The following is a 19,627-nucleotide window of genomic DNA, read 5'->3' on the forward strand; positions in this document are numbered from 1 at the left end:
ACCTCTAAGAAGCAGATTAACGCTTGGCTCGATGTTGGGCGATTATCAGTTGGGAAGTAGGTTCACGACCCGATTGGCATCGTAAGAGGCGCTAATGCCCTGACGGGAATTGGAAGTGAACTCAATCCGCAGTCTGGGCATCTATCCCACGTAGCCATCCAACGTAAGCGGCACCTAACTAATGGCCCCAAAGAGCCCGCCGCATCAGGCAGCGTCCGCTTGCTGGCGGCTCCAGAGTTGCGCGTAGCGCCCGTCGCGCTGCAACAGTTCATCGTGAGTGCCTTGCTCAAGGATTTCGCCACGCTCCAGAACCACGATGCGGTCAGCCTCAGCAATCGTGCTCAGGCGATGCGCGATGGTCAGAACAGTGCGCCCCTCGCCTGCCCGCGCAAGCGCGTCTTTGATGTCCTGCTCGGTATCCGTATCCAACGCCGACGTCGCCTCATCCAGCAACAGGATCGGAGGGTTTTTGAGCAAGGTCCGCGCGATCCCCACACGCTGCTTTTCACCGCCTGACAATTTCAGCCCACGCTCGCCAACTTTGGTGTCATAGCCTTCGGGAAGCGTCTCGATAAAATCGTGGATTTGCGCAGCTCTGGCGGCCTCTTCCACTTCGGCTTGCGTGGCTCCGTCGCGGCCATAGGCGATGTTGTAGCGAATGGTGTCATTGAACAGCACCGTGTCCTGCGGCACGACGCCAATGGCCGCGTGCAGGCTAGACTGCGTCACGTCGCGCACATCCTGCCCGTCGATCTTCAGCGCGCCGCCCGTGACATCATAGAACCGGAACAGCAACCGCCCGATGGTGGACTTGCCGGACCCTGTGGCCCCTACGATGGCCACAGTTTGCCCAGCGGGAACCGTCAGAGAAACGCCCTTGAGAATCTCGCGATCGGGGTCATAGCCGAAGTGCACATGGTCCAGGGTCACCTCGCCGCCATTGACCACCAGGCCCGGCGCATCGGGCTTGTCCTGCACCTCGGCCGGTTGCTCTAGCAGGTCGAACATCTGCCCCATATCCACCAGCGATTGGCGGATTTCCCGATAGACGGTGCCGAGGAAGTTCAGAGGCACGGTGATCTGGATCATATACGCATTGACCATGACGAAATCGCCCACGGTCAGACTGCCCTGCTGCACACCAATGGCCGCTAAAACCATCACTCCGATCAGACCACAGGTGATCAAAAAGGACTGACCAAAATTCAGGAAAGCGAGCGAATACGCTGTCTTCAACGCGGCCCCCGCATAGGCCTTCATCGACACGTCATACCGTTCAGCTTCGCGCGTTTCGGCGTTGAAATACTTGACGGTTTCAAAGTTCAACAGGCTGTCGATGGCGCGCTGGTTGGCCTCAGTATCCTGATCGTTCATCTCGCGCCGCAGTTTCACGCGCCACTCGGTCACCGCAAAAGTGAACCAGATGTAAAGCCCGATAGTCACGGCCACAACAACCAGATACCAGACGTCAAACAGCCACATCAGGATGATCGCGACCAGCAACAGTTCAAGGATCAATGGGCCGATAGAGAACAGCAGGAAGCGCAAAAGAAACTCGACGCCTTTCACGCCGCGCTCGATGATGCGGCTCAGGCCTCCGGTGCGGCGTGTCACGTGATAGCGCATGGACAGTTGATGGATATGCTGGAAGGTTTCAAGCGCCAGTGCCCGCAAAGCACGCTGCCCAACCGGGGCAAAGGCCGCATCGCGGAGCTGTTGGAACCCCACGGTAAATAACCGCGCGACGCCATAGGCCACAGTCAAACCAACCGCGCCCAGCGCCAGAGGCGGTACGCCCTCGCCCGCCAGACTGTCGACCGCCCCTTTGTACAGGATCGGCGTGTAGACCGCGATCAGCTTGGCCAGCACCAGCATCCCCATCGCGACCACGACGCGACGTTTCACCCAAGGCTCATCATCGGGCCAAAGGTAAGGTGCGACCTTGCGGATCGTGCGCCAACCAGAGCGGCGTTCGTCCGTCGCAGGCATATCTTCTGAGGTCATAGGGGCTGCTCGTCTCATCACGTACCTGATCTGCGGTCAGAGATAGTCCCTGGCCCCGCTGGGGCCAGAGGCCAAGGGTTATTCGGGGATTGTGAAAATCTGGCCCGGATAGATCAGGTCAGGATCACGGATCGAGTCGCGATTGGCCTCGAACAGCTTGACGTAAAGGATTCCGTCACCAAACCGGTCCCGAGAAATCGCCCAGAGTGTGTCGCCCTCTTGCACGGTCACAGCGCGGATCGCGGACGTTTCGGGCGCGGCCTCTGGCTCATCACTGGCTTCGGCGGCACGCAGCACCTCAAGCGGTTCACGCTTGAACGGCGTCTCCAGGCGGCTGACGACGGTTCCGTCCGAGGCGACCTCATCCACACGCAGGGTATAGACACCCGGGTCGATCCCCTCCAATTCGCTGCGCCACTTGCCGTCATCTGCTGGCGACAGATCGTCGACCAACAGATTGTCCAGATATAAGCGCACCGCCGACCCGTCCGGCACGCGCCCCGTCAGTTCGACGTCCCCCACATCGGAATAACCGATCGTGTCCAGAGCAACCTCTTCCGGCGCGCTTGTTTCCGAAGTCGGAGCTTGCACCAGCTCAACCCCATCCTCACCTGAACGTAGGACAGCAACTTGTTGATTTTGGGAGTCTTCCGCGACGTCCTCAGCGGCCTCTTGGGCCGTCGGCTCAGTTTGAACTGCACCGGCATCCGCCGTTTCGACCTCAGCAGTCGCGTCATCTGCAGGCACGGCCGGTGTCTCGGATTGCGCCGCGGTGTCCTCGGCGGGAGTTGGCTCCTCCGTTTCGGGGACGGCGATTTGCTCGGGCTCCGGTTCTGGCTCGGGCAAAGCTGCAATCAGGTAATCATCTGAGCGCAGAGGGGCATCCGCGCCCTCAGTTTCCAATGTCAGGCCTCGGGCATTTTCCGAGAACGGGATCGACAAAAACTCGGCAAACTGGCCCGAGGCGTCGACAGTAAAGCTGTGCACCTGCTCACCATCCAACAAGACACGCACGTCGGATCCCGGCTCGGCATTCCCGGACAAAAGCGTGTTGCCGTCGGGTTCAACAAAGATCTGGTCCAGCGTCGGAGCGGGAATGACCGGGTCCGCCTGGGCAGTGTCCTCGGTCGCAGCCTCAGCCGTATCATCCGGTGCGGTTGCGGTCGTATCCTCTGGCGCAGGCGCAGGTTGCTCGGCCTCTGCTTCCGCCTGCTCCTCTGATGTTTGGGTTGCAGGAGCGGAACTTTCGGTGGTCGCAATGGCTACATCCGGTTCAGACACCTCGTCCTGCGGGCCGGGTCCAAAAATTCCAGACAGGTACAAACCGCCCGCGCCAAGCACCACGACAACACCCGCAATCGCCCCCCAGGCGAATGCCCCCGAGCTTTCGCTTCCCGACTTGGAGTCCATTCTTTTCCTTTCACTCCGCAGCGCAAGTGCCTTGAGTATAACACATTGTGCCTGACGGTTGAGCCAATCTATCAATCCCGCTATCAGGGGTCAAAACCTCAGATACAAGCCCGGAGAAGCCATTCCATGTCTCAGAAATCTGTCTGTGTGTATTGCGGGTCACGAAATGGCGCGAATCCGGCCTATTCCGAGGCCGCGCGTCGGTTCGGCGAATTGCTAGCAAACGAAGACTGGAGGCTGGTCTACGGTGCCGGGGATGTGGGCCTGATGGGCGAAGTCGCCCGCGCGGCGCAGTCCGCCGGGGGTGATACCTTTGGCGTTATCCCAGTTCATCTGCTGCGACGCGAAGTCGGCAAAACGGACCTTACTAGCTTTGTCGTGACCGAGACGATGCACGAGCGCAAGAAGGTCATGATTATGAACGCCGATGCGGTCGTTGTCCTGCCCGGCGGCCCCGGCTCGCTGGACGAGCTGTTCGAGGCGCTGACATGGCGGCAGCTGGGCCTGCACGACAAGCCCATTCTGATCATGAATGTGGATGGCTATTGGGATACGCTGAAGGCGCTGTTGCAGCAGGTCATCGGCCAAGGCTTCGCCGATGCCTCGCTCGCGGATTTCATAACCTGGGTCGATAGCCCCGAGGCTGCAATGTCAGCGCTCAGATCAAGTCTTACCTGAATTGCGCGATGAACGGGCGGCCGAGACCGCCCGTCTGGCTTTCTAGGTCAGGTCGCGGGCGCAAGGCGGCTGCGCAGAACCTGTTCGACCTTGTGCAGAGGATGGTTCGTCAGCGTCTTGTCGACTTCGGCGATCACCTTGCCCAGCACCTCGCTGTGCAACCGTCGGCGCAGCAACCCAAGGACATGCGGACTGGCCACTAGAACCAGCCGTTTATAAGCGCCTTTAAGCCCTTTGCGGTTCAGCAGATTGGCCACGTCCTGCACAAACAGGGATTTGGCATGGGTCTTCCATTTACCCTCTTCCATCGCCGATTTCTGGTTCGGCGCCGTGTCATATCGACGACCTGCCCGATCAGACGGCTTGGCGTTCGCGCCGTCGCTTTCCTCGACGGATACGACAACCAGATTGGGATCTTCGGCGTCGGTGACGTTCTCCATGAACAGCGCCTTTTCCCCGTCGGCAATAACAACCCATGTTCCCTGTGCAAGTTCGACCATAGCGTTCTCCTGTTGTGGCGTTGATGCCATTCCTCATGCGTCAGACACACCTATCCCGAGACGCGCCGAAGCTATTCAGCGCGTTGCCTGACAGTGCTCTTAGTGGTTTGCGGCTCTCTCCCTTCCGCATATCTTAGCTAAGTACTGCGGGGCCGCGTACAATAGGTCTCAATTCGAAAGTTGACGTATAGGCAGGTTTCCACCTGCGGCTTCAACATAGGGGCGTAACAGAACTTCGGGCTGGCTTGTGTCAAATTGTTAGCTTTGTGGATAAACCTGCCGATCGTTTCGGTAACTCTCCAGATTTAGCCAAACTTGGGAGGTTGGGCCAAAGATCACTGATTTCTCCACCAAGACGCCTTACCGTTGGTCACTCGACTAATAGACAAGACCGATTATGGATCTGTAACGCCAATCTCGCTCAATGCTTCACCCGCAGCACTGCTAGTCTGGCTGATACCTAAAATGGTACTCAGAGTGACGGCCACGTCTACCGTGGAAACGGGACGGCTGACGCGAGTTGGCGTGATGCCTGGACCAGCGAAAATGATTGGAACATGCGTGTCGTAGCGCCAAGGCGATCCGTGCATAACGGCAATTGGACCTTCCTCGAAGAGAAATGAATAAGGTGTCTGGACAACGTAAATGTCGCCAGAGCGCGTTGGGTGATAATTTCGCCGGATCTGCTCCTCAAGTGTATGCCCTCGCTGTTCAGCAAGCGGTTCGGTCGGCATTGCAAGCTCAATGCCAGATGCAGCCATCAGTTTTTCGGCAATACGTCGTTCGATTACGCGCCGGTCGGTGCCCGACTCTTCAATCGCGGCGTTGTCCAGATAAACGTAAGGACGAAAAAAGAACTGTATTGCGGACTCTACCCCAAACTCATCGGCGATCACCGAGTTCACATCCATCATCAATGCTTCGGTAGAGTTTCGGAACGTCGAAAGCCCGGCTTCGGCCATCTCTTCGGGCGCTTCCGGCATGCCATGGTCGGCGGAAAGTACGTAAAGCACATTCGCACGCCCGACCTCTTGATCCATGAACTCAAAGAAATCTGCCAGTGTCTGATCCAAACAACGCACCATTTCTTCATTTTCCAAACTGGATGGCCCGAAAAAATGGTTGGTGGCGTCAACACCAGAGAAACTAACGCTTAGATAGTCTGGCCATTCGTCATCACCAAGCCCTTCCTCTTTAACCACAGTTTTTGCGAAGTCGGCCGTGATCCGGTCCCCGTGCGGCGACAACAATACCTGTGTATAGTAGAGCCCGTCGTCCGGCTTCCCATAGAAATGTGGGAAAACGCGACCGAACGTGCCAAGGCTCGTTACGAAGGAGCGTTCTTTTCTTTCCATCAGGTAAGGCGCGTCTGAACACTCCGGCCACCATTCACTTTCGATCTTCGCATCTGCTGGGCGTTTAGAGTTCCAATCGAGAACCCAATCAGGATACGCGTCAAAATAAAAAGTACTTGTTTCAAATGCCCCTGTAGCCGCCGACAGCCAAAAAGCCTTTCCAGAATGTCCAGCCATAGCAACCGCTGAACGGTCTTTACCTGATACGGAAAAGACTTTTGATCGGCCCGCATTTGCTTTCACCAGTTCGTCTCCGAACGTCGTCGCCAACAAGTTGACGGGAGAACGGCCCGAAGTCGCAGCAGCGGCTTGTGTCGGATCGACTTGATCAACGTTTCCACCGAAGCCAGGAACTGGCAACATCGGGTAGTCCGGATCTTCAATATTATAGCCCAATCGCTCTTCAGCCCTGTTGAACCAGGCATTGCCGATCATTCCATGTTCAGAGGGATGGGCTCCTGTCGCAAGGGTCGCGTGACCAACAATGGTTTCGGTGTTGGCGTGACGATGATGGGCGTCGGTATACCAGACGCCGTTTTCAATCAGTCTATTGAAGCCTGAGCCCCCGAAGGCGGCCTGATAGCGAGAGATCAAGTCTCCGCGTAGTCCATCAACTGTAATTTGCACAACAAGTCTGATGTCTTCCGTTGCACCGACTGCCGTCGTGGAAATTGATAGGAGGATGGTTGAGACTAACGCCAGTGATCGCTGCATTTTTGACCTCATAGGACGACCTAGTACTCTGAATACCAGCATCTATTTCCAACGGCTACCTAGGGTCAGAAAAGACGCTCTTTTGAACTTCCACTTTTGGCTCAAAGCCGACATGCGGTTTTGGCTACAATCGTGAAATCGCGGTCGATACAGCCACTGACAAAAAAGCCTGCCAGTGTCACCACCAGCAGGCCCTTGATTAACCCTTATTGGGTTAACGGTTACATCCGCGATGCAACGTTTTCCCAGTTCACCAGGTTGTCGAGGAAGTTCGACAGGTAAGCCGGGCGCTTGTTGCGGAAGTCGATGTAGTACGAGTGCTCCCAAACGTCACAACCCAGCAGGGCGGATTGGTTAAAGCACAGCGGGTTTACGCCGTTCTCGGTCTTGGTTACGGCCAGCGAGCCGTCTGCGTTCTTGACCAGCCACGCCCAGCCCGAGCCGAACTGACCGGCACCAGCGGCGCTGAACTGCGATTTGAATTCGTCAACCGAACCAAAGCTTTCGACCAGCGCCTTTTCCAGCTCACCAGGCATGGCGTTGCCGCCGGGGCCCATCATTTCCCAGAACTGGTTGTGGTTCCACAGCTGGCTGATGTTGTTGAAGATGCCGTTTTGGGCAACTGCGCCTGCATCGTAGGTGCCGACGATGATCTCTTCCAGCGACTTGCCGTCCCACTCGGTCCCGGCGATCAGCTTGTTGCCGTTGTCGACATAGGCTTTGTGGTGCAGGTCGTGGTGATATTCCAACGTTTCCGCGGACATACCCTTGGCTGCCAGCGCGTCATGTGCATAAGGAAGATCAGGAAGTTCAAAAGCCATGTCGGCCCCCTGTTAAATGTAAGTTGCGGTTCCCAAGGGTTAAATGCTTTGGCAACCGCCGCAGGTCAAGGGCCGAGACAAGAAAACCCGGAGGCAGGCGATGCTGACACAGGCGCGCAAGATGTTTTACCGCGCCCGCGGATACTATGCGGGCAACCTGAACGGCGCGCCATTTCGTCTGGATCCCTATCATTCGAAATTCTGGCGCAAGGCGGCCTCGGGCCAGTGGGAACCCGAAACCTTTGCCGTGCTGGATCAGTTCCTGTACCCGGACAGTGACTATCTGGACATCGGCGCGTGGATTGGCCCGACGGTGCTGTATGGTGCCAGCAAGGCGCGGCACGTGTGGTGCTTTGAGCCCGACCCAACGGCATATCGGTACCTGGCTTGGAATCTGGACCTGAACGGTTTCGAGAATGTCTCGGCCTTCGGTGTCGCGCTGTCGGACCGGTTTGGTGTGGCGCGCATGGCGTCGGTCCGTGGGGAGCCTGGAGATTCCACCAGTTCCCTATTGCATGACGGCACTCATGGCAGCGACGCCCTGACCATCGCTTGGGATCAGTTCGAGGCTGTGAACGATCTGTCGGGCGTTTCTTTGGTCAAGATGGACATCGAAGGGGCCGAGTATTCGGTTGTTCCGACCCTCGCCAACTGGCTGAGCCAGAACCGCCCCGCACTATACCTTTCAACCCACGCGCCATACCTGAATGCGGAAGATCGCAAAGAAAAAATGGCTGCCCTGTTTGACACGCTCGCGTTTTATTCGGAATGCCGTGATGGGTTGGGCCGAGCGACGTCCAAGGATGATTTTGTCAGTTCTGACGCCTTGTCCGGTTTCGGAACGTATCTGTTCTCAAAGTAGAAACGGCCCCGGAAAGGGGCCGTTCTTTGGTTCAGTAAACGCCGACTTCACTGCCGGGCTGCGCCGCAACCTTCAGCAGGTTGAAGACGTAATCCGCAGCTGAGCGGAAACAGACGACGCGGAGCGTTTCAGCGTCGTCCATCCAGAACGCACCCGCCACCTGCGCCAGACGCGAACGGCGGATTTGGCCCGGTTGGAAAGCCTCTGACGACAGTTCAACCGGTGCCAGCTTGCCCAGCACCTCACGGGCGCTGCTACCGCCGATGCGGAACACAGCACGAGCATCCGAGACATTGACCGCCAGCGCGTGCGTGCCGCTTAGCGCGTTGGTCATGGCCGCCAGCTTGGCTTCGACTTCGGCATAGGGAACAAGCACCAGAAGCTCGTCGGTGGACATCCAGCAAACGCCGGTTTCACCATCGACCAGAGCTTCGCGCTGACCGGGCACTTTCTGCCCGGTGGCGTCCTTCACGGCCTTGGCCAGAACCTTGTCGGACAGATCGCCGCGCAAGGTGATCATGCCCTGCAGGCCGCATTCTTCGACCTTGGCTATACCATCATAGCTGGCGTGGTTCAGTGCGCTGATGGGTTCAGACATTCTGCTTCTCCCCGTCCTTGTCGAAGAAGATCGGGTCCACGATCTTTGCTTTGTAGGTTTTGCCGTCGGTTCCGGGGAACTCGACAATCTCGCCCATTCGGTCGGGACCGTGCTTGATCAGCCCCATGGCAATGCCCTTGCCCAGATTGGCCGAGTAGTAGGTCGAGGTCACACGCCCGATCATATTGCGCTGACCGTTGGCGTTGACACCCTCGCCCACTGCGTAAGCTCCATCAGGCAGGACGGAACCATCCACAGTCTCAAGCCCAACCAATTTCCAGCGATCCGGGTCGGTCATATGCGACCGCTCCTGCGCGCGCTTTCCAAGGAAATCTTCTTTCTTTTTCGAGATCGCCCAGTTTAGCCCCAGATCCTGCGGGATCACGGTGCCGTCGGTCTCGTCCCCGATCATGATAAAGCCCTTCTCGGCCCGCAGGATGTGCAGACATTCGGTGCCATACGGCATCACCCCGAACTCTTTTCCGGCCTCCATCAGCGCGTTCCAGAAAGCCTGTCCTTGCGATGCAGGAACCGCTATCTCGCAGCTCAGCTCACCCGAGAAAGAGATCCGGTAGACACGGCAATCGAACCCGCCGATCTGACCGTCACGCCACTCCATAAACGGCAGCGCTTCGGGGCTGACATCCATGCCACCCAGCTTCTCCAACACTTTGCGAGCATTAGGGCCGACCACGGCGACCTGAGCGTATTGCTCGGTCACGTTGGCAACGTAGACTTTCCAGTCCCACCACTCGGTCTGCAGCCACTCTTCCATATGGGCGTGGATACGTTCCGCTCCGCCGGTGGTTGTGTGGCACAGCCAGGTGTCTTCGTCGATCCGGGCGACTACGCCGTCGTCGATCAGGAACCCGTTTTCCGAACACATCAGACCGTAGCGGCATTTGCCGATCTTCAGCGTGGACATCATGTTGGTGTACATCATGTCCAGGAATTTCCCGGCATCCGGGCCTTTGACGATCAGTTTGCCCAGCGTTGAGGCATCCAACAGTCCAAGGTTATCACGGGTGTTTTTCACCTCGCGGTTCACCGCATCATGGACGGTTTCACCTGCACGAACATAGGCATACGGACGGCGCCAATGGCCGACTGGCTCCCAATCGGCGCCGTTTTTGTCGTGCCAGTCTTGCATCGGAGTACGACGGATCGGCTGGAAAACCTCGCCCCGCGCTTCGCCGCCAATCGCACCCATCGAAATTGGGGTGTACGGCGGGCGGAATGTGGTGGTACCGACCTTCGGGATTTCCGATTCCAGCGCATCAGCAAGGATCGCCAGACCGTTGATGTTGCTCAACTTACCCTGGTCGGTTGCCATGCCCAGCGTGGTGTAGCGCTTGGTATGTTCAACGCTTTCATACCCTTCACGCGCGGCCAGCTGAACGTCCGAGACTTTGACGTCGTTCTGGAAATCCAGCCAAGACTTCATGCGCAGCTGGATTTCAGCATTCGCGGGCATGAGCCAGACAGCTTCCATCGGGGCTTCGCCGGTTGTTTCGCCGGACGGAGCCTTGGTGTTCTTAGGCTTGAACCCAGCGGCTTTGGCGGCGGCTTTGCCCGCAGCGTGCGCGTCGGTCAAAACCTCGCCCAAGGCCAAGGGTCCGTTGGACGCACCTGCGGCCACGACAAACCCTTCTCCATTTGCGCCCAACGGAGGACGATCGGGATCCGGGCGGAAATGCGCGTTGGCGTCATCCCAGATCAGTTTGCCGCCGCAATGCGACCACATATGCACGACCGGAGACCATCCGCCCGACATTGCCACCGCGTCGCACTCAACCTCTTCGCGAGCGCCGCCAATGCCTTCCTGATTGCAGATTGCAACCTTCTTGACGCGTTTGCCGCCCTTGACCTTGGCGATCGCCTTGCCGGGGTCGACGCGGATGCCAAGCTGACGTGCCTCTTCGGCCAGAGGACCCGCTGCGGCGCGCGCATCGACCACGCGCAGGACATTCACGCCCGCCTGTTTCAGGATGATCGCTGTCCGATACGCGTCGTCATTGTTGGTGGCCACGATCACTTTTTCGCCCGGTGTTACACCCCAGTTCACCACATAGTCGCGCATCGCCGAGGCCAGCATGACGCCTGGGACATCGTTACCAGCAAAGGACAACGGGCGTTCGATGGCACCCGTCGCGGTGACCACCTGCTTGGCGCGAATGCGCCACAGGCGGTGACGCGGACCTTGTGTGCCCGGCTTATGGTCATTCAGGCGCTCATACCCCAGCACATAGCCATGGTCATAGACACCTGCCCCCATGCAACGAGCGCGCATGGTGACGTTATCCATTGTTTCAAGCTCGGAAACCAATTGTTCCACGAACTTATCCACAGGCTCGCCGTCGATGGTTCCCCCATCGACCGGAGCGCGGCCACCCCAATGGGCCGTCTGTTCGATCAGCAGAACCTTGGCACCGGATTGGGCCGCGGCCTTGGCCGCTTGCAGACCCGCGATACCGCCGCCGATCACCAGAACATCGGTGAAGGCATAGAAGTGCTCGTAGGTGTCGGCGTCGCGGCTATCCTTGTCGGGGGCTTTGCCCAGACCGGCGGATTGACGGATGAACGGTTCGTAGACGTGTTTCCAGAACGGCTTCGGATGGATGAACATCTTGTAGTAGAAACCAGCCGGCAGGAAGCGCGACAGATGGGTGTTGATCGAGCCCACGTCGAACTCGAGGTTCGGCCAGTGGTTCTGCGACACCGAGGTTAGGCCGTTGAAAAGTTCGGTCGTGGTGGCGCGCTGGTTCGGCTCAAACCGATTGCCCTCGCCAAGCCCAACCAGGGCGTTCGGCTCTTCCGCGCCGCTGGCGACAACGCCGCGCGGACGGTGGTACTTGAACGACCGGCCCATCATCATCTGGTCATTGGCCAACAGAGCCGAGGCAAGCGTGTCGCCCTCATAGCCCTGCATCGAAGTGCCGTTGAAGGTGAACGTGACCTTTTTCGACCGGTCAATCAGCCGGCCTTGTTTTGCGAGACGGGTGCTCATGTTGCGGACCTTTCGCAGGCGGAATTACGGATGGCGGCGCGGATCATTTGTACTCTCTCCACGTCCAGCCGGGACGCTTTGCGGTGATCGCGTCCTTGATTTCTTGGGGCGGCTCGGTGGTCTGGGCCGAATAAGTTCCAAACACTTCCAACGTTTGCGTACAGCGCGCAGCGTGGAACCACTTGCCGCAGCCGTTGCTGTGACGCCAGCGTTCGAAATGAACGCCTTTGGGGTTTTCGCGCATGAACAGATAGTCGTGGAACTCATCCTCGGACGAGCCCGGACCATAGCGTTTCAGATGCGCCTCACCACCGGCGGTGAGTTCAGTTTCTTCGGCATCGACGCCGCAATAAGGGCAATTCAGGATCAGCATGTGATCATCCTTTTGGCGGTCGGTTGGCACCGCGGCCAACCAGAATTCTAAACAGTGGCGCTTTTAGGTCGGACCCTAGTGCGCCACCCCGGCAGCAACGCTTTCGTCGATAAAGCGGCCTTCTTTGAAGCGGTCCAGCGTGAAGGCTTCGGTCAGCGGTGAATGACCCGTGGCCATCAGCTGCGCCATGCCCCAGCCCGAGCCCGGGATGGCCTTGAAGCCGCCCGTGCCCCAGCCGCAGTTGATGAAGCAACCGCCCAGAGGTGTTTTCGACAAGATCGGTGACCGGTCACCGGTCATGTCCACGATCCCGCCCCACTGGCGCAGCATCTTCAGACGCGAGATCATCGGGAAGGTCTCGACCAACGCCCGCACCGTTTCCTCGATATGGTGGAACGAACCGCGCTGCGTGAAATTGTTGTACGCGTCGGTACCACCGCCGATCACCATCTCGCCTTTGTCAGACTGAGACATATAGCCGTGCACGGTGTTCGCCATCACGACTACATCCATGCAGGGTTTGATCGGCTCGGACACCAGAGCCTGCAGCGCAATCGCCTCAAGCGGCAGACGGAAGCCTGCCATCTCGGCCAGCTGGCCGGAATGCCCCGCAACCACGATGCCAAGTTTTTCGCAATCAATCGCGCCCTTGGTTGTATCCACACCAACGACACGGCCATTTTCCGACCTTATACTGGTGACTTCGCACTGCTGGATGATGTCCATGCCCATCGCGGAACATGCACGGGCATACCCCCACGCAACCGCGTCATGGCGAGCTGTGCCGCCGCGTTCCTGCCACAGGGCACCCAGAACCGGATAACGCGGCCCGTCGATGTTGATGATCGGCACCAGTTCCTTGACGCGCTCTGGCCCGATCCATTCGGTCTTTACGCCCTGCAGCGCGTTCGCATGCGCGGTACGCTGATAGCCGCGAATCTCGTGCTGGGTTTGCGCCAGCATCATGACGCCGCGAGGGCTGAACATGATGTTATAGTTCAGCTCCTGGCTCAGATCTTCGTACAGGCCACGCGCCTTTTCATAAAGCGCAGCAGACGGATCCTGCAGATAGTTCGAGCGGATGATGGTCGTGTTGCGGCCGGTGTTTCCACCGCCCAGCCAGCCCTTTTCGATCACGGCAACATTCTGGATGCCGTAGTTCTTGCCCAGGTAATACGCCGTGGCCAATCCGTGGCCGCCGGCACCGACGATGATGACGTCGTATTTCTTCTTGGGCTCGGGCGAACGCCACGCGCGCTCCCATCCGGTGTGATAGCGCAGCGCTTCGCGCGCCACAGCAAAGGCTGAATAGTGTTTCATAAGCGAATCCATCCGGTTCGGTGATTGGGCGAAGATATGCCGTGTAACGACAATACGCCCCTGCCGTGCAACGCCGTAATATCGCATTATTGCGACATAGGCTCCATTATTGCGACATGAAGTCGAACAGCGGCCATTTGTCCCTTTTTTCGCCCTGCCCAGAGGTCTAAGTCAGGGCAGCCATATCGGAGAAGCCATGACGTTCTGGGCCCTGATCATCTTGACCGCGCTGGTAACAGCGGTGTTTTTGGGTTTTTCCCTGCTGCGGGGGCGCGATACGCGCGAACCGGCCGCTGCTTATGACCTGCGAGTTTATCGTGAACAGCTGGCGGGAGTGGACAAGGATCTGGCGCGCGGCGTTATTGGCGAAGCAGATGCCGAGCGTGTGCGAACTGAAATCTCGCGTCGTATTCTGGCGGCTGATGCCCAAATGCAGGCGCAGACAGCGCAGGCCGGGCCACCGGTTTGGGTCACGATCACTGGGATTGCGCTTGTTGGTGCCTTTCTGGTTGGGGGCGCGGCCTGGATGTACAACCTTATGGGCGCAGCGGGCCTGCCGGATCAGCCGTTGTCTCTGCGGCTTGAACAGGCCGAAATTCTCCGCGCGGAACGCCCCAATCAGGCCGAGGCAGAAGCCGCCGCAACGCCAGCCCCGCTGCCGGAGTTGGATGAAAGCTACGCCTCTTTGCTGAACCAGCTTCGCGAAACCGTGGCTGCGCGCCCTGACGATCTTCAGGGGCACATTCTTCTGGCACAACATGAAGCGAACGCAGGGAATTTTCCGGCGGCCTACAAAGCTCAACAGCGTGTCATCGAATTGTCTGGAGATCAGGTTCCTGCGGACGCCTATTCGCATCTGGCCGAAATGATGATCCTGTCGGCACGCGGATATGTGTCGCCCGAAGCCGAAGAGGCGCTGCGTCAGGCGCTGCAGCGCGATCCTCGCCATGGTCCGGCGCTGTATTACCTGGGCCAGATGATGGTGCAGGTCGGGCGGCCTGACATTGGATACCGTATCTGGACCGACGCGCTGCGCAACGCGCCTGCCGGAGCTCCTTGGGCGGATGCGATCCTGGCGCAGCTGGATGAACTGGCCTTCCGCGCAGGTGTGTTCAACGCGCCCGAGATTCCGGCACCCGCAATTTCTGGTCCCTCGCAGGACGATATCGATGCTGCGGCCGCCCTGCCCCCCGAAGAACGGCAAGAGATGATCCGTGGCATGGTCAATCAGCTGTCGGACCGGCTGGCCACCGAAGGTGGTGCGCCAGAAGACTGGGCCCGCCTGATAGCTGCGCTGGGCGTTCTGGGCGAAGGACAGCGCGCCATCGACATCAAGAACGAGGCGATGGAAGTCTTTGCCGGAAACGCAGAAGCGCTCGAGATCATCGACGCCGCAGCCTACCAAGCCGGTATCGCACAATGATCCATGACGCTTTTGAAGATTTCGCGGCCAATCTTCCGCCGATGACAGCGCTGATGGGGCTGGATCTGGGCGAAAAGACCATCGGTGTCGCCGTGTCCGACCGGATGCGCGGTGTCGCCAGCCCGCTTGAGACTGTGCGGCGTAAAAAATTCACTCTCGATTCCGCTCGCCTGCTGGAGATCATCGCAGATCGCGAGATCGGCGGTGTTATCCTCGGCCTGCCTAAAAACATGGACGGGACCGAAGGCCCTCGCTGCCAATCAACCCGCGCTTTTGCCCGAAACCTGTCGCGCCTGACCGAGGTTTCAATCGGCTTTTGGGATGAACGGCTTAGCACGGTTGCGGCAGAAAAAGCACTGCTGGAGGCGGATACGACACGAAAACGTCGCGGACAGGTTATCGATCACGTTGCGGCTGGCTATATTCTGCAAGGAGCGCTGGATAGGCTGCGCTTTTTGTAACGGCACGGGGAACACCGATGACAAACATGGTCTGGAAAAGGAACGAGGTCGAAAGCCCTTGCATCCAGATTTGCGTCGTGCACCCGACCGAACGCATCTGTACCGGCTGCTATCGCACCATTGACGAGATCACGCGCTGGTCAAAAATGGATAGCAGTGAACGCGCAGAAATCATGGAAGATCTGCCTGCCCGCAAACCGCGCCTTGCCAAGCGGCGCGGCGGACGTTCTGCACGCTTGAACAAGTCCTAAAATCCTCAATTCAGGGATGTATCCGCGCCGCTGCGAGTTGGTCTGAACTACGAGGGGGTCAAGTTCTAAGACAAACGGTGAGTGAGTGGCAACCCACAGCGGCGTTTCAAAATTGTGTTTCGCCCGAAGTGGTTAGACGGGCGGACACTGTTTGCTTAATGTTTTTTGACCAGTCGATCAAGAAAAATTGAACGCTCGCTTACTTAACTTGACGTAATGGTCAATTTGCGCAGCATTTATGTTGCAAAACAGACGCGCTATCCCGCCGCCAGCCAGGTCTTTGAGCTTTCAAACTCTTCGGACGGAAAGAACTGCGTACGCGCGCCAAGAACATGACTGGCCACGCGTTGCGCGATATGCTGCCAGGCCTTGTCCCCCACAATGGCCGCGCGGTCCAACAGTCCTACGTGCCCTCGTGCCAGCCGGAAATGCGCGGCCAACGCTGTCAGCCCCTGCCAGCCGTCAAACTCTCGCAAATCAATCAGCAGGCGAAACCCGTCCTTGGTACTTAGAACGGCATCAAGATCGCGCTCGGCTTGTTTATATTGATCCGGGTCCAGTTTTCCCATCAGGCTGATCTGAACACAGGGTCCGCCCAGATCGGTGACATGAATGGCCCCCAGAGATTCTCGCATCCAACGGCGCGCGGCCTCAAGTTCTGCAAGATCAAAAACCTGAACCGGACACGGCAAAATCGGTGCAGCCAGATGAACGCCGGATCGGACCCAGCCCTGATCGGCTGCAACAGCAATGCGGTCGAACCCGCGCCAATGGCTGAGGCCAAGTTTCGTATCCGCCCAAGCGGCACCAAGGTCATAGCCTTGAAATTCTGGTTGAACGATAGCCAGCATCCGCACCGCGTCATGATCCGCCAGTGCGGCCTCAATCGCGGGTACCAATGTTTCGCTGTAATCTTTGCTGGTGACTTCGCCGGACAGCTCGACCTCGATCTGTGCCCCTTCTGAATCCGTATGAACCGTAATCATGAAACCCTCCAAACCTGAATAATGGCAGGAGGTTACGGGGATTCGATCCACTCCGCCACACCCCCTGCAAATTCAGGGCGGAAATAGGCGATCATCCGTCCATCCGGCCCGGCCGAAGCCCCGTCGGCCCAGGGCGCAACACCGTGCAGGCAATGGCGATGCAGCAGATACGCCTCCCCCGGCTTTGCGGGTAACTCGATTCGGGGACAAGTTTCAAAAACCTCGCGGCGGGCTGCCTGATAGATGTCAGTGATGTCGATCTGATGCAGGGCGTCCTTGGGCTGGCCCTCCATTGCGCGCGCAAAAGCAGAACCCAGGATCTTGTGGCTGCCTTCCCACAGAACCATTGGGGCGGCGTCCGCGCTGACCTCGGTCAACGGGATACCAAGGATCCAGGCATGCGGTTCGTCGACGCGTCGGCGACGATCCGGCCCCATAGGGCGCAACCCGTCCACATGTGCCGCATCACGGTTCTGCCGGTAACGACTGGCCGCTTCGCTTTCGCCACGGCGCGGTCGTGGATAGCCGGGATAAACAACCGAGACCTGCCCCTTGTGAAGCGGCAAGTGCCCGTAATGCTGAGAGACAAATGTCATGGCCTGACCTGAAAGAGGGTCCGATTGCCCCACCCTGCCCTCAGGATCGTTGTCCAGCGCATCTACCCCGATAAACCACGTGCCTTCGCAATCAAGCCACTCGGCAAAGACAAGATCGGTGACCGAGGCCCGCGCCTGCGGCAAGGCATGATCAACCCATCGGGCAAGGGCAGGATCATACGGAAACCGAATCCAGCCTTTGTCCCAAAAGTCGGTCACAGCCCCAGTGCCTTGCGCAACATGTTCAGCGCAACCAGCGTCAGGAACACTGCAAACACGCGCTTCAAAGGTTTGGGGTCCATCGCATGCGCCAGCTTCACCCCCCACGGGGCGGTGATCATGGTCATGGCCACAACGATTGCAAAAGCCACCAGATTGACGGCCCCAATGGTCAGCGGAGGGCGATGCTCGGGCGCGATGTCAAGAAAAAGAAAACCGAGTACCGAGGGCACGGCGATGATCACGCCAAACCCGGCCGCCGTCGCCACCGCCCGGTGAATCGGCGTGTTGAACAGGCTCATCAACGGCACACCAAAGCTGCCCCCGCCAATCCCCATCAGCACCGACAAAAACCCAACCGACGGGGACAGAACCGCGCGTTTCACGCCCTTGGGCATTGCGTCGCCAAGCCGCCACTCGGATTTGCCAAGCCCCAGATAAGCACCGATCACCATGCCCAGCACCCCGAACAGAGCCTGCAGTGCCTCGGTCCGCAAGGCCGAGGCGACCAGTACGCCGACAATAGCACCGACCGCGATCCCCGGCCCCCAACCGCGCAGAATATCCCAATCGACCGCGCCTTTCTTGTTATGCGCCAGAACCGAGCGCAACGAAGTCACGATGATCGTCGCCAAAGAGGTCGCCAGACACAGCTGCATCAACTGCGGGCCACCGTACCCAAGGGTCTGAAACGCATAGAAAAACGCAGGCACCAGCACAATGCCGCCCCCAACGCCCAGCAATCCCGCCAGCACGCCGGCCAGCGCCCCGATCACAAGCAAAAGGCCCAGCATCTGGGCCAGCAACATCGTCTCGGGCATCATCCCCCCAAACCGGCCTTACAGCCGTACTCCGTTCCACTCAAACCTCGGCCAATGGCGCGATACTGTCCAGAGCCTGCAGCATCACCTCGGGGCCAGCACCGTCATGCACCGCACCCTCGGACAAAGCCCGCCGCCATGCGCGTGCGCCCGGGCGACCGGCAAACAGGCCCAGCATATGACGCGTGATCTGGTGCAAACGCCCACCATTGGCAAGGTGACGTTCCACATAGGGCACCATTTTGTGAACGACATCAATCGGATCAGCCACCTGTCCGGCGCCAAAAATCCGAACGTCCGCCTCAGCCAGAATATCAGTTGGTTGGTGATACGCTGCGCGCCCGATCATGACGCCGTCCAAACCGGCCTCAAGCTGCGCCTGCGCCTGTTTCAACGAGGTAATGCCACCATTGATCGAGACATGCATATCGGGGAACGCCGCCTTCATGCGGTGCACCAGATCGTAGTCTAGCGGTGGAATGTCCCGATTTTCCTTGGGGCTCAGCCCCTGTAACCAGGCCTTACGCGCATGAATTGTCACGCGCTGGCATCCCGCTGCCTGAATGGCCTGCAAGAAATCTGGCAGAACCTGTTCGGGTTCCTGATCGTCGACCCCGATGCGGCATTTCACAGTGACCTCGACGTCAACCGCCTCACGCATTGCAGCAACGCAATCAGCGACCCGTTCGGGCTCTTTCATTAACACCGCACCAAACGTTCCCGATTGAACCCGGTCCGAGGGGCAGCCGCAGTTCAAGTTGATCTCATCATACCCGGCCTGCGCCCCCAGTCGCGCCGCCTGCGCCAGTTCTTGCGGATCAGACCCACCCAGTTGCAGGGCGACAGGGTGTTCTTGGGGATTGTAGTCCAACAGATGCAATGCCCCTCCGCGTACCAAGGCCGGGGCGGTCACCATTTCAGTGTATAGAAGCGTTTGCTGGCTCAGCAGTCGATGTACATAGCGGCAATGGCGATCGGTCCAGTCCATCATCGGCGCAACAGACAGCCTTGCGGCCTGTGAAACACGGGCTGCCGAAGTGGATTGTCTTTGCATCACAGAGTTTGACGGCGCTGTCATCGGTTGATCTCGGGCTAAACTAGGCTGCTGGCTTACTGCACCAAACGTGGTTTCGCAACCAAGGGCGCATCACATCAGACAGGGCCTTCGGCACAAAAAAGAAAGGGCAGGTCTTGCGACCTGCCCTACGCGATTGCACCGGATGGGAGG

General features: G+C 58.7%; 18 protein-coding genes. 5 read left to right on the forward strand and 13 right to left on the reverse strand.

Features of this window, described 5'->3' with window-relative positions; genetic code table 11:
* Positions 1-204 precede the first annotated feature (204 nt).
* Positions 205-2,004, reverse strand: coding sequence for an ABCB family ABC transporter ATP-binding protein/permease (locus GOV53_RS17275; protein ID WP_170468656.1), 1,800 nt, complete (start codon positions 2,002-2,004; stop codon positions 205-207).
* Positions 2,005-2,082: 78 nt separating this feature from the next.
* Positions 2,083-3,414: a LysM peptidoglycan-binding domain-containing protein gene (locus GOV53_RS17280; protein ID WP_170468657.1), complete on the reverse strand. Its 1,332-nt coding sequence runs from the start codon at positions 3,412-3,414 to the stop codon at positions 2,083-2,085.
* Between the two features lie 126 nt (positions 3,415-3,540).
* Here GOV53_RS17280 and GOV53_RS17285 point away from each other — a divergent pair, with 126 nt between their 5' ends.
* Entirely contained in the window at positions 3,541-4,092 is a 552-nt protein-coding gene (locus tag GOV53_RS17285) for a TIGR00730 family Rossman fold protein (protein ID WP_170468659.1), read from the forward strand.
* A gap of 47 nt (positions 4,093-4,139) precedes the next feature.
* Here GOV53_RS17285 and GOV53_RS17290 read toward each other — a convergent pair whose 3' ends face one another.
* From GOV53_RS17290 to GOV53_RS17300, 3 genes are all read right to left on the reverse strand, one after another.
* Positions 4,140-4,592: a baeRF12 domain-containing protein gene (locus GOV53_RS17290; RefSeq protein WP_170428230.1), complete on the reverse strand. Its 453-nt coding sequence runs from the start codon at positions 4,590-4,592 to the stop codon at positions 4,140-4,142.
* 395 nt (positions 4,593-4,987) lie between these two features.
* Complete coding sequence (locus tag GOV53_RS17295) at positions 4,988-6,661, reverse strand: alkaline phosphatase family protein (RefSeq protein ID WP_170468661.1); 1,674 nt, start codon at positions 6,659-6,661, stop codon at positions 4,988-4,990.
* Between the two features lie 221 nt (positions 6,662-6,882).
* A complete protein-coding gene (locus GOV53_RS17300; protein WP_170468663.1) occupies positions 6,883-7,482 on the reverse strand; it encodes a superoxide dismutase in 600 nt (199 codons plus the stop codon).
* Between the two features lie 100 nt (positions 7,483-7,582).
* Between GOV53_RS17300 and GOV53_RS17305 the strand changes: the two genes are divergently transcribed.
* On the forward strand, positions 7,583-8,344 hold the full coding sequence (locus GOV53_RS17305) for an FkbM family methyltransferase (protein ID WP_170468665.1): 762 nt from the start codon (positions 7,583-7,585) through the stop codon (positions 8,342-8,344).
* A gap of 31 nt (positions 8,345-8,375) precedes the next feature.
* Here the strand turns inward: GOV53_RS17305 and GOV53_RS17310 are convergent, their stop codons facing one another.
* The 4 genes from GOV53_RS17310 to GOV53_RS17325 form a co-directional block, all read right to left on the reverse strand.
* Positions 8,376-8,942 carry a sarcosine oxidase subunit gamma gene (locus tag GOV53_RS17310; RefSeq protein WP_170468667.1) on the reverse strand — a complete coding sequence of 189 codons (567 nt, stop codon included), beginning with the start codon at positions 8,940-8,942 and terminating at the stop codon, positions 8,376-8,378.
* Entirely contained in the window at positions 8,935-11,949 is a 3,015-nt protein-coding gene (locus GOV53_RS17315) for a sarcosine oxidase subunit alpha family protein (RefSeq protein ID WP_170468669.1), read from the reverse strand. Before GOV53_RS17315 ends, GOV53_RS17310 begins: the two co-directional genes overlap by 8 nt.
* Before the next feature lie 43 nt (positions 11,950-11,992).
* Positions 11,993-12,322: a sarcosine oxidase subunit delta gene (locus tag GOV53_RS17320; protein WP_170468671.1), complete on the reverse strand. Its 330-nt coding sequence runs from the start codon at positions 12,320-12,322 to the stop codon at positions 11,993-11,995.
* Positions 12,323-12,397: 75 nt separating this feature from the next.
* Complete coding sequence (locus tag GOV53_RS17325) at positions 12,398-13,642, reverse strand: sarcosine oxidase subunit beta family protein (RefSeq protein ID WP_170468673.1); 1,245 nt, start codon at positions 13,640-13,642, stop codon at positions 12,398-12,400.
* Positions 13,643-13,838: 196 nt separating this feature from the next.
* Between GOV53_RS17325 and ccmI the strand changes: the two genes are divergently transcribed.
* From ccmI to GOV53_RS17340, 3 genes are read left to right on the forward strand one after another with little or no spacing between them, the layout of a single operon-like run.
* On the forward strand, positions 13,839-15,065 hold the full coding sequence (gene ccmI, locus GOV53_RS17330) for a c-type cytochrome biogenesis protein CcmI (protein ID WP_170468674.1): 1,227 nt from the start codon (positions 13,839-13,841) through the stop codon (positions 15,063-15,065).
* Positions 15,062-15,526: a Holliday junction resolvase RuvX gene (gene ruvX / locus GOV53_RS17335; protein WP_170428253.1), complete on the forward strand. Its 465-nt coding sequence runs from the start codon at positions 15,062-15,064 to the stop codon at positions 15,524-15,526. The genes ccmI and ruvX overlap by 4 nt, the downstream gene beginning before the upstream one ends.
* A gap of 17 nt (positions 15,527-15,543) precedes the next feature.
* On the forward strand, positions 15,544-15,777 hold the full coding sequence (locus GOV53_RS17340) for a DUF1289 domain-containing protein (protein ID WP_170428256.1): 234 nt from the start codon (positions 15,544-15,546) through the stop codon (positions 15,775-15,777).
* A gap of 257 nt (positions 15,778-16,034) precedes the next feature.
* Here the strand turns inward: GOV53_RS17340 and GOV53_RS17345 are convergent, their stop codons facing one another.
* Genes GOV53_RS17345 through dusA form a run of 4 tightly spaced genes read right to left on the reverse strand, consistent with a single transcriptional unit; the run spans position 16,035 to position 19,453 of the window.
* Complete coding sequence (locus tag GOV53_RS17345) at positions 16,035-16,763, reverse strand: STAS/SEC14 domain-containing protein (RefSeq protein WP_170428259.1); 729 nt, start codon at positions 16,761-16,763, stop codon at positions 16,035-16,037.
* A 32-nt stretch (positions 16,764-16,795) separates the two neighbouring features.
* The gene (locus GOV53_RS17350) at positions 16,796-17,578 is read right to left on the reverse strand and encodes a hypothetical protein (protein ID WP_170468677.1); all 783 of its coding nucleotides are present in this window, start codon (positions 17,576-17,578) and stop codon (positions 16,796-16,798) included.
* Positions 17,575-18,399: a sulfite exporter TauE/SafE family protein gene (locus GOV53_RS17355; protein ID WP_170468679.1), complete on the reverse strand. Its 825-nt coding sequence runs from the start codon at positions 18,397-18,399 to the stop codon at positions 17,575-17,577. The genes GOV53_RS17350 and GOV53_RS17355 overlap by 4 nt, the downstream gene beginning before the upstream one ends.
* 40 nt (positions 18,400-18,439) lie before the next feature.
* A complete protein-coding gene (gene dusA, locus GOV53_RS17360) occupies positions 18,440-19,453 on the reverse strand; it encodes a tRNA dihydrouridine(20/20a) synthase DusA (protein ID WP_217361261.1) in 1,014 nt (337 codons plus the stop codon).
* Positions 19,454-19,627 lie beyond the last annotated feature (174 nt).

The organism is Ruegeria arenilitoris (assembly GCF_013035315.1).
GTDB lineage: Bacteria > Pseudomonadota > Alphaproteobacteria > Rhodobacterales > Rhodobacteraceae > Ruegeria > Ruegeria arenilitoris_D.

Bases quoted from the DNA above. Each gene is read 5' to 3' on its own strand.
- GOV53_RS17275 (WP_170468656.1), bottom strand. From the start codon at position 2,004: ATGACCTCAGAAGATATGCCTGCGACGGACGAACGCCGCTCTGGTTGG.
- GOV53_RS17280 (WP_170468657.1), bottom strand. From the start codon at position 3,414: ATGGACTCCAAGTCGGGAAGCGAAAGCTCGGGGGCATTCGCCTGGGGG.
- GOV53_RS17285 (WP_170468659.1), top strand. From the start codon at position 3,541: ATGTCTCAGAAATCTGTCTGTGTGTATTGCGGGTCACGAAATGGCGCG.
- GOV53_RS17290 (WP_170428230.1), bottom strand. From the start codon at position 4,592: ATGGTCGAACTTGCACAGGGAACATGGGTTGTTATTGCCGACGGGGAA.
- GOV53_RS17295 (WP_170468661.1), bottom strand. From the start codon at position 6,661: ATGCAGCGATCACTGGCGTTAGTCTCAACCATCCTCCTATCAATTTCC.
- GOV53_RS17300 (WP_170468663.1), bottom strand. From the start codon at position 7,482: ATGGCTTTTGAACTTCCTGATCTTCCTTATGCACATGACGCGCTGGCA.
- GOV53_RS17305 (WP_170468665.1), top strand. From the start codon at position 7,583: ATGCTGACACAGGCGCGCAAGATGTTTTACCGCGCCCGCGGATACTAT.
- GOV53_RS17310 (WP_170468667.1), bottom strand. From the start codon at position 8,942: ATGTCTGAACCCATCAGCGCACTGAACCACGCCAGCTATGATGGTATA.
- GOV53_RS17315 (WP_170468669.1), bottom strand. From the start codon at position 11,949: ATGAGCACCCGTCTCGCAAAACAAGGCCGGCTGATTGACCGGTCGAAA.
- GOV53_RS17320 (WP_170468671.1), bottom strand. From the start codon at position 12,322: ATGCTGATCCTGAATTGCCCTTATTGCGGCGTCGATGCCGAAGAAACT.
- GOV53_RS17325 (WP_170468673.1), bottom strand. From the start codon at position 13,642: ATGAAACACTATTCAGCCTTTGCTGTGGCGCGCGAAGCGCTGCGCTAT.
- ccmI (WP_170468674.1), top strand. From the start codon at position 13,839: ATGACGTTCTGGGCCCTGATCATCTTGACCGCGCTGGTAACAGCGGTG.
- ruvX (WP_170428253.1), top strand. From the start codon at position 15,062: ATGATCCATGACGCTTTTGAAGATTTCGCGGCCAATCTTCCGCCGATG.
- GOV53_RS17340 (WP_170428256.1), top strand. From the start codon at position 15,544: ATGACAAACATGGTCTGGAAAAGGAACGAGGTCGAAAGCCCTTGCATC.
- GOV53_RS17345 (WP_170428259.1), bottom strand. From the start codon at position 16,763: ATGATTACGGTTCATACGGATTCAGAAGGGGCACAGATCGAGGTCGAG.
- GOV53_RS17355 (WP_170468679.1), bottom strand. From the start codon at position 18,399: ATGCCCGAGACGATGTTGCTGGCCCAGATGCTGGGCCTTTTGCTTGTG.
- dusA (WP_217361261.1), bottom strand. From the start codon at position 19,453: ATGCAAAGACAATCCACTTCGGCAGCCCGTGTTTCACAGGCCGCAAGG.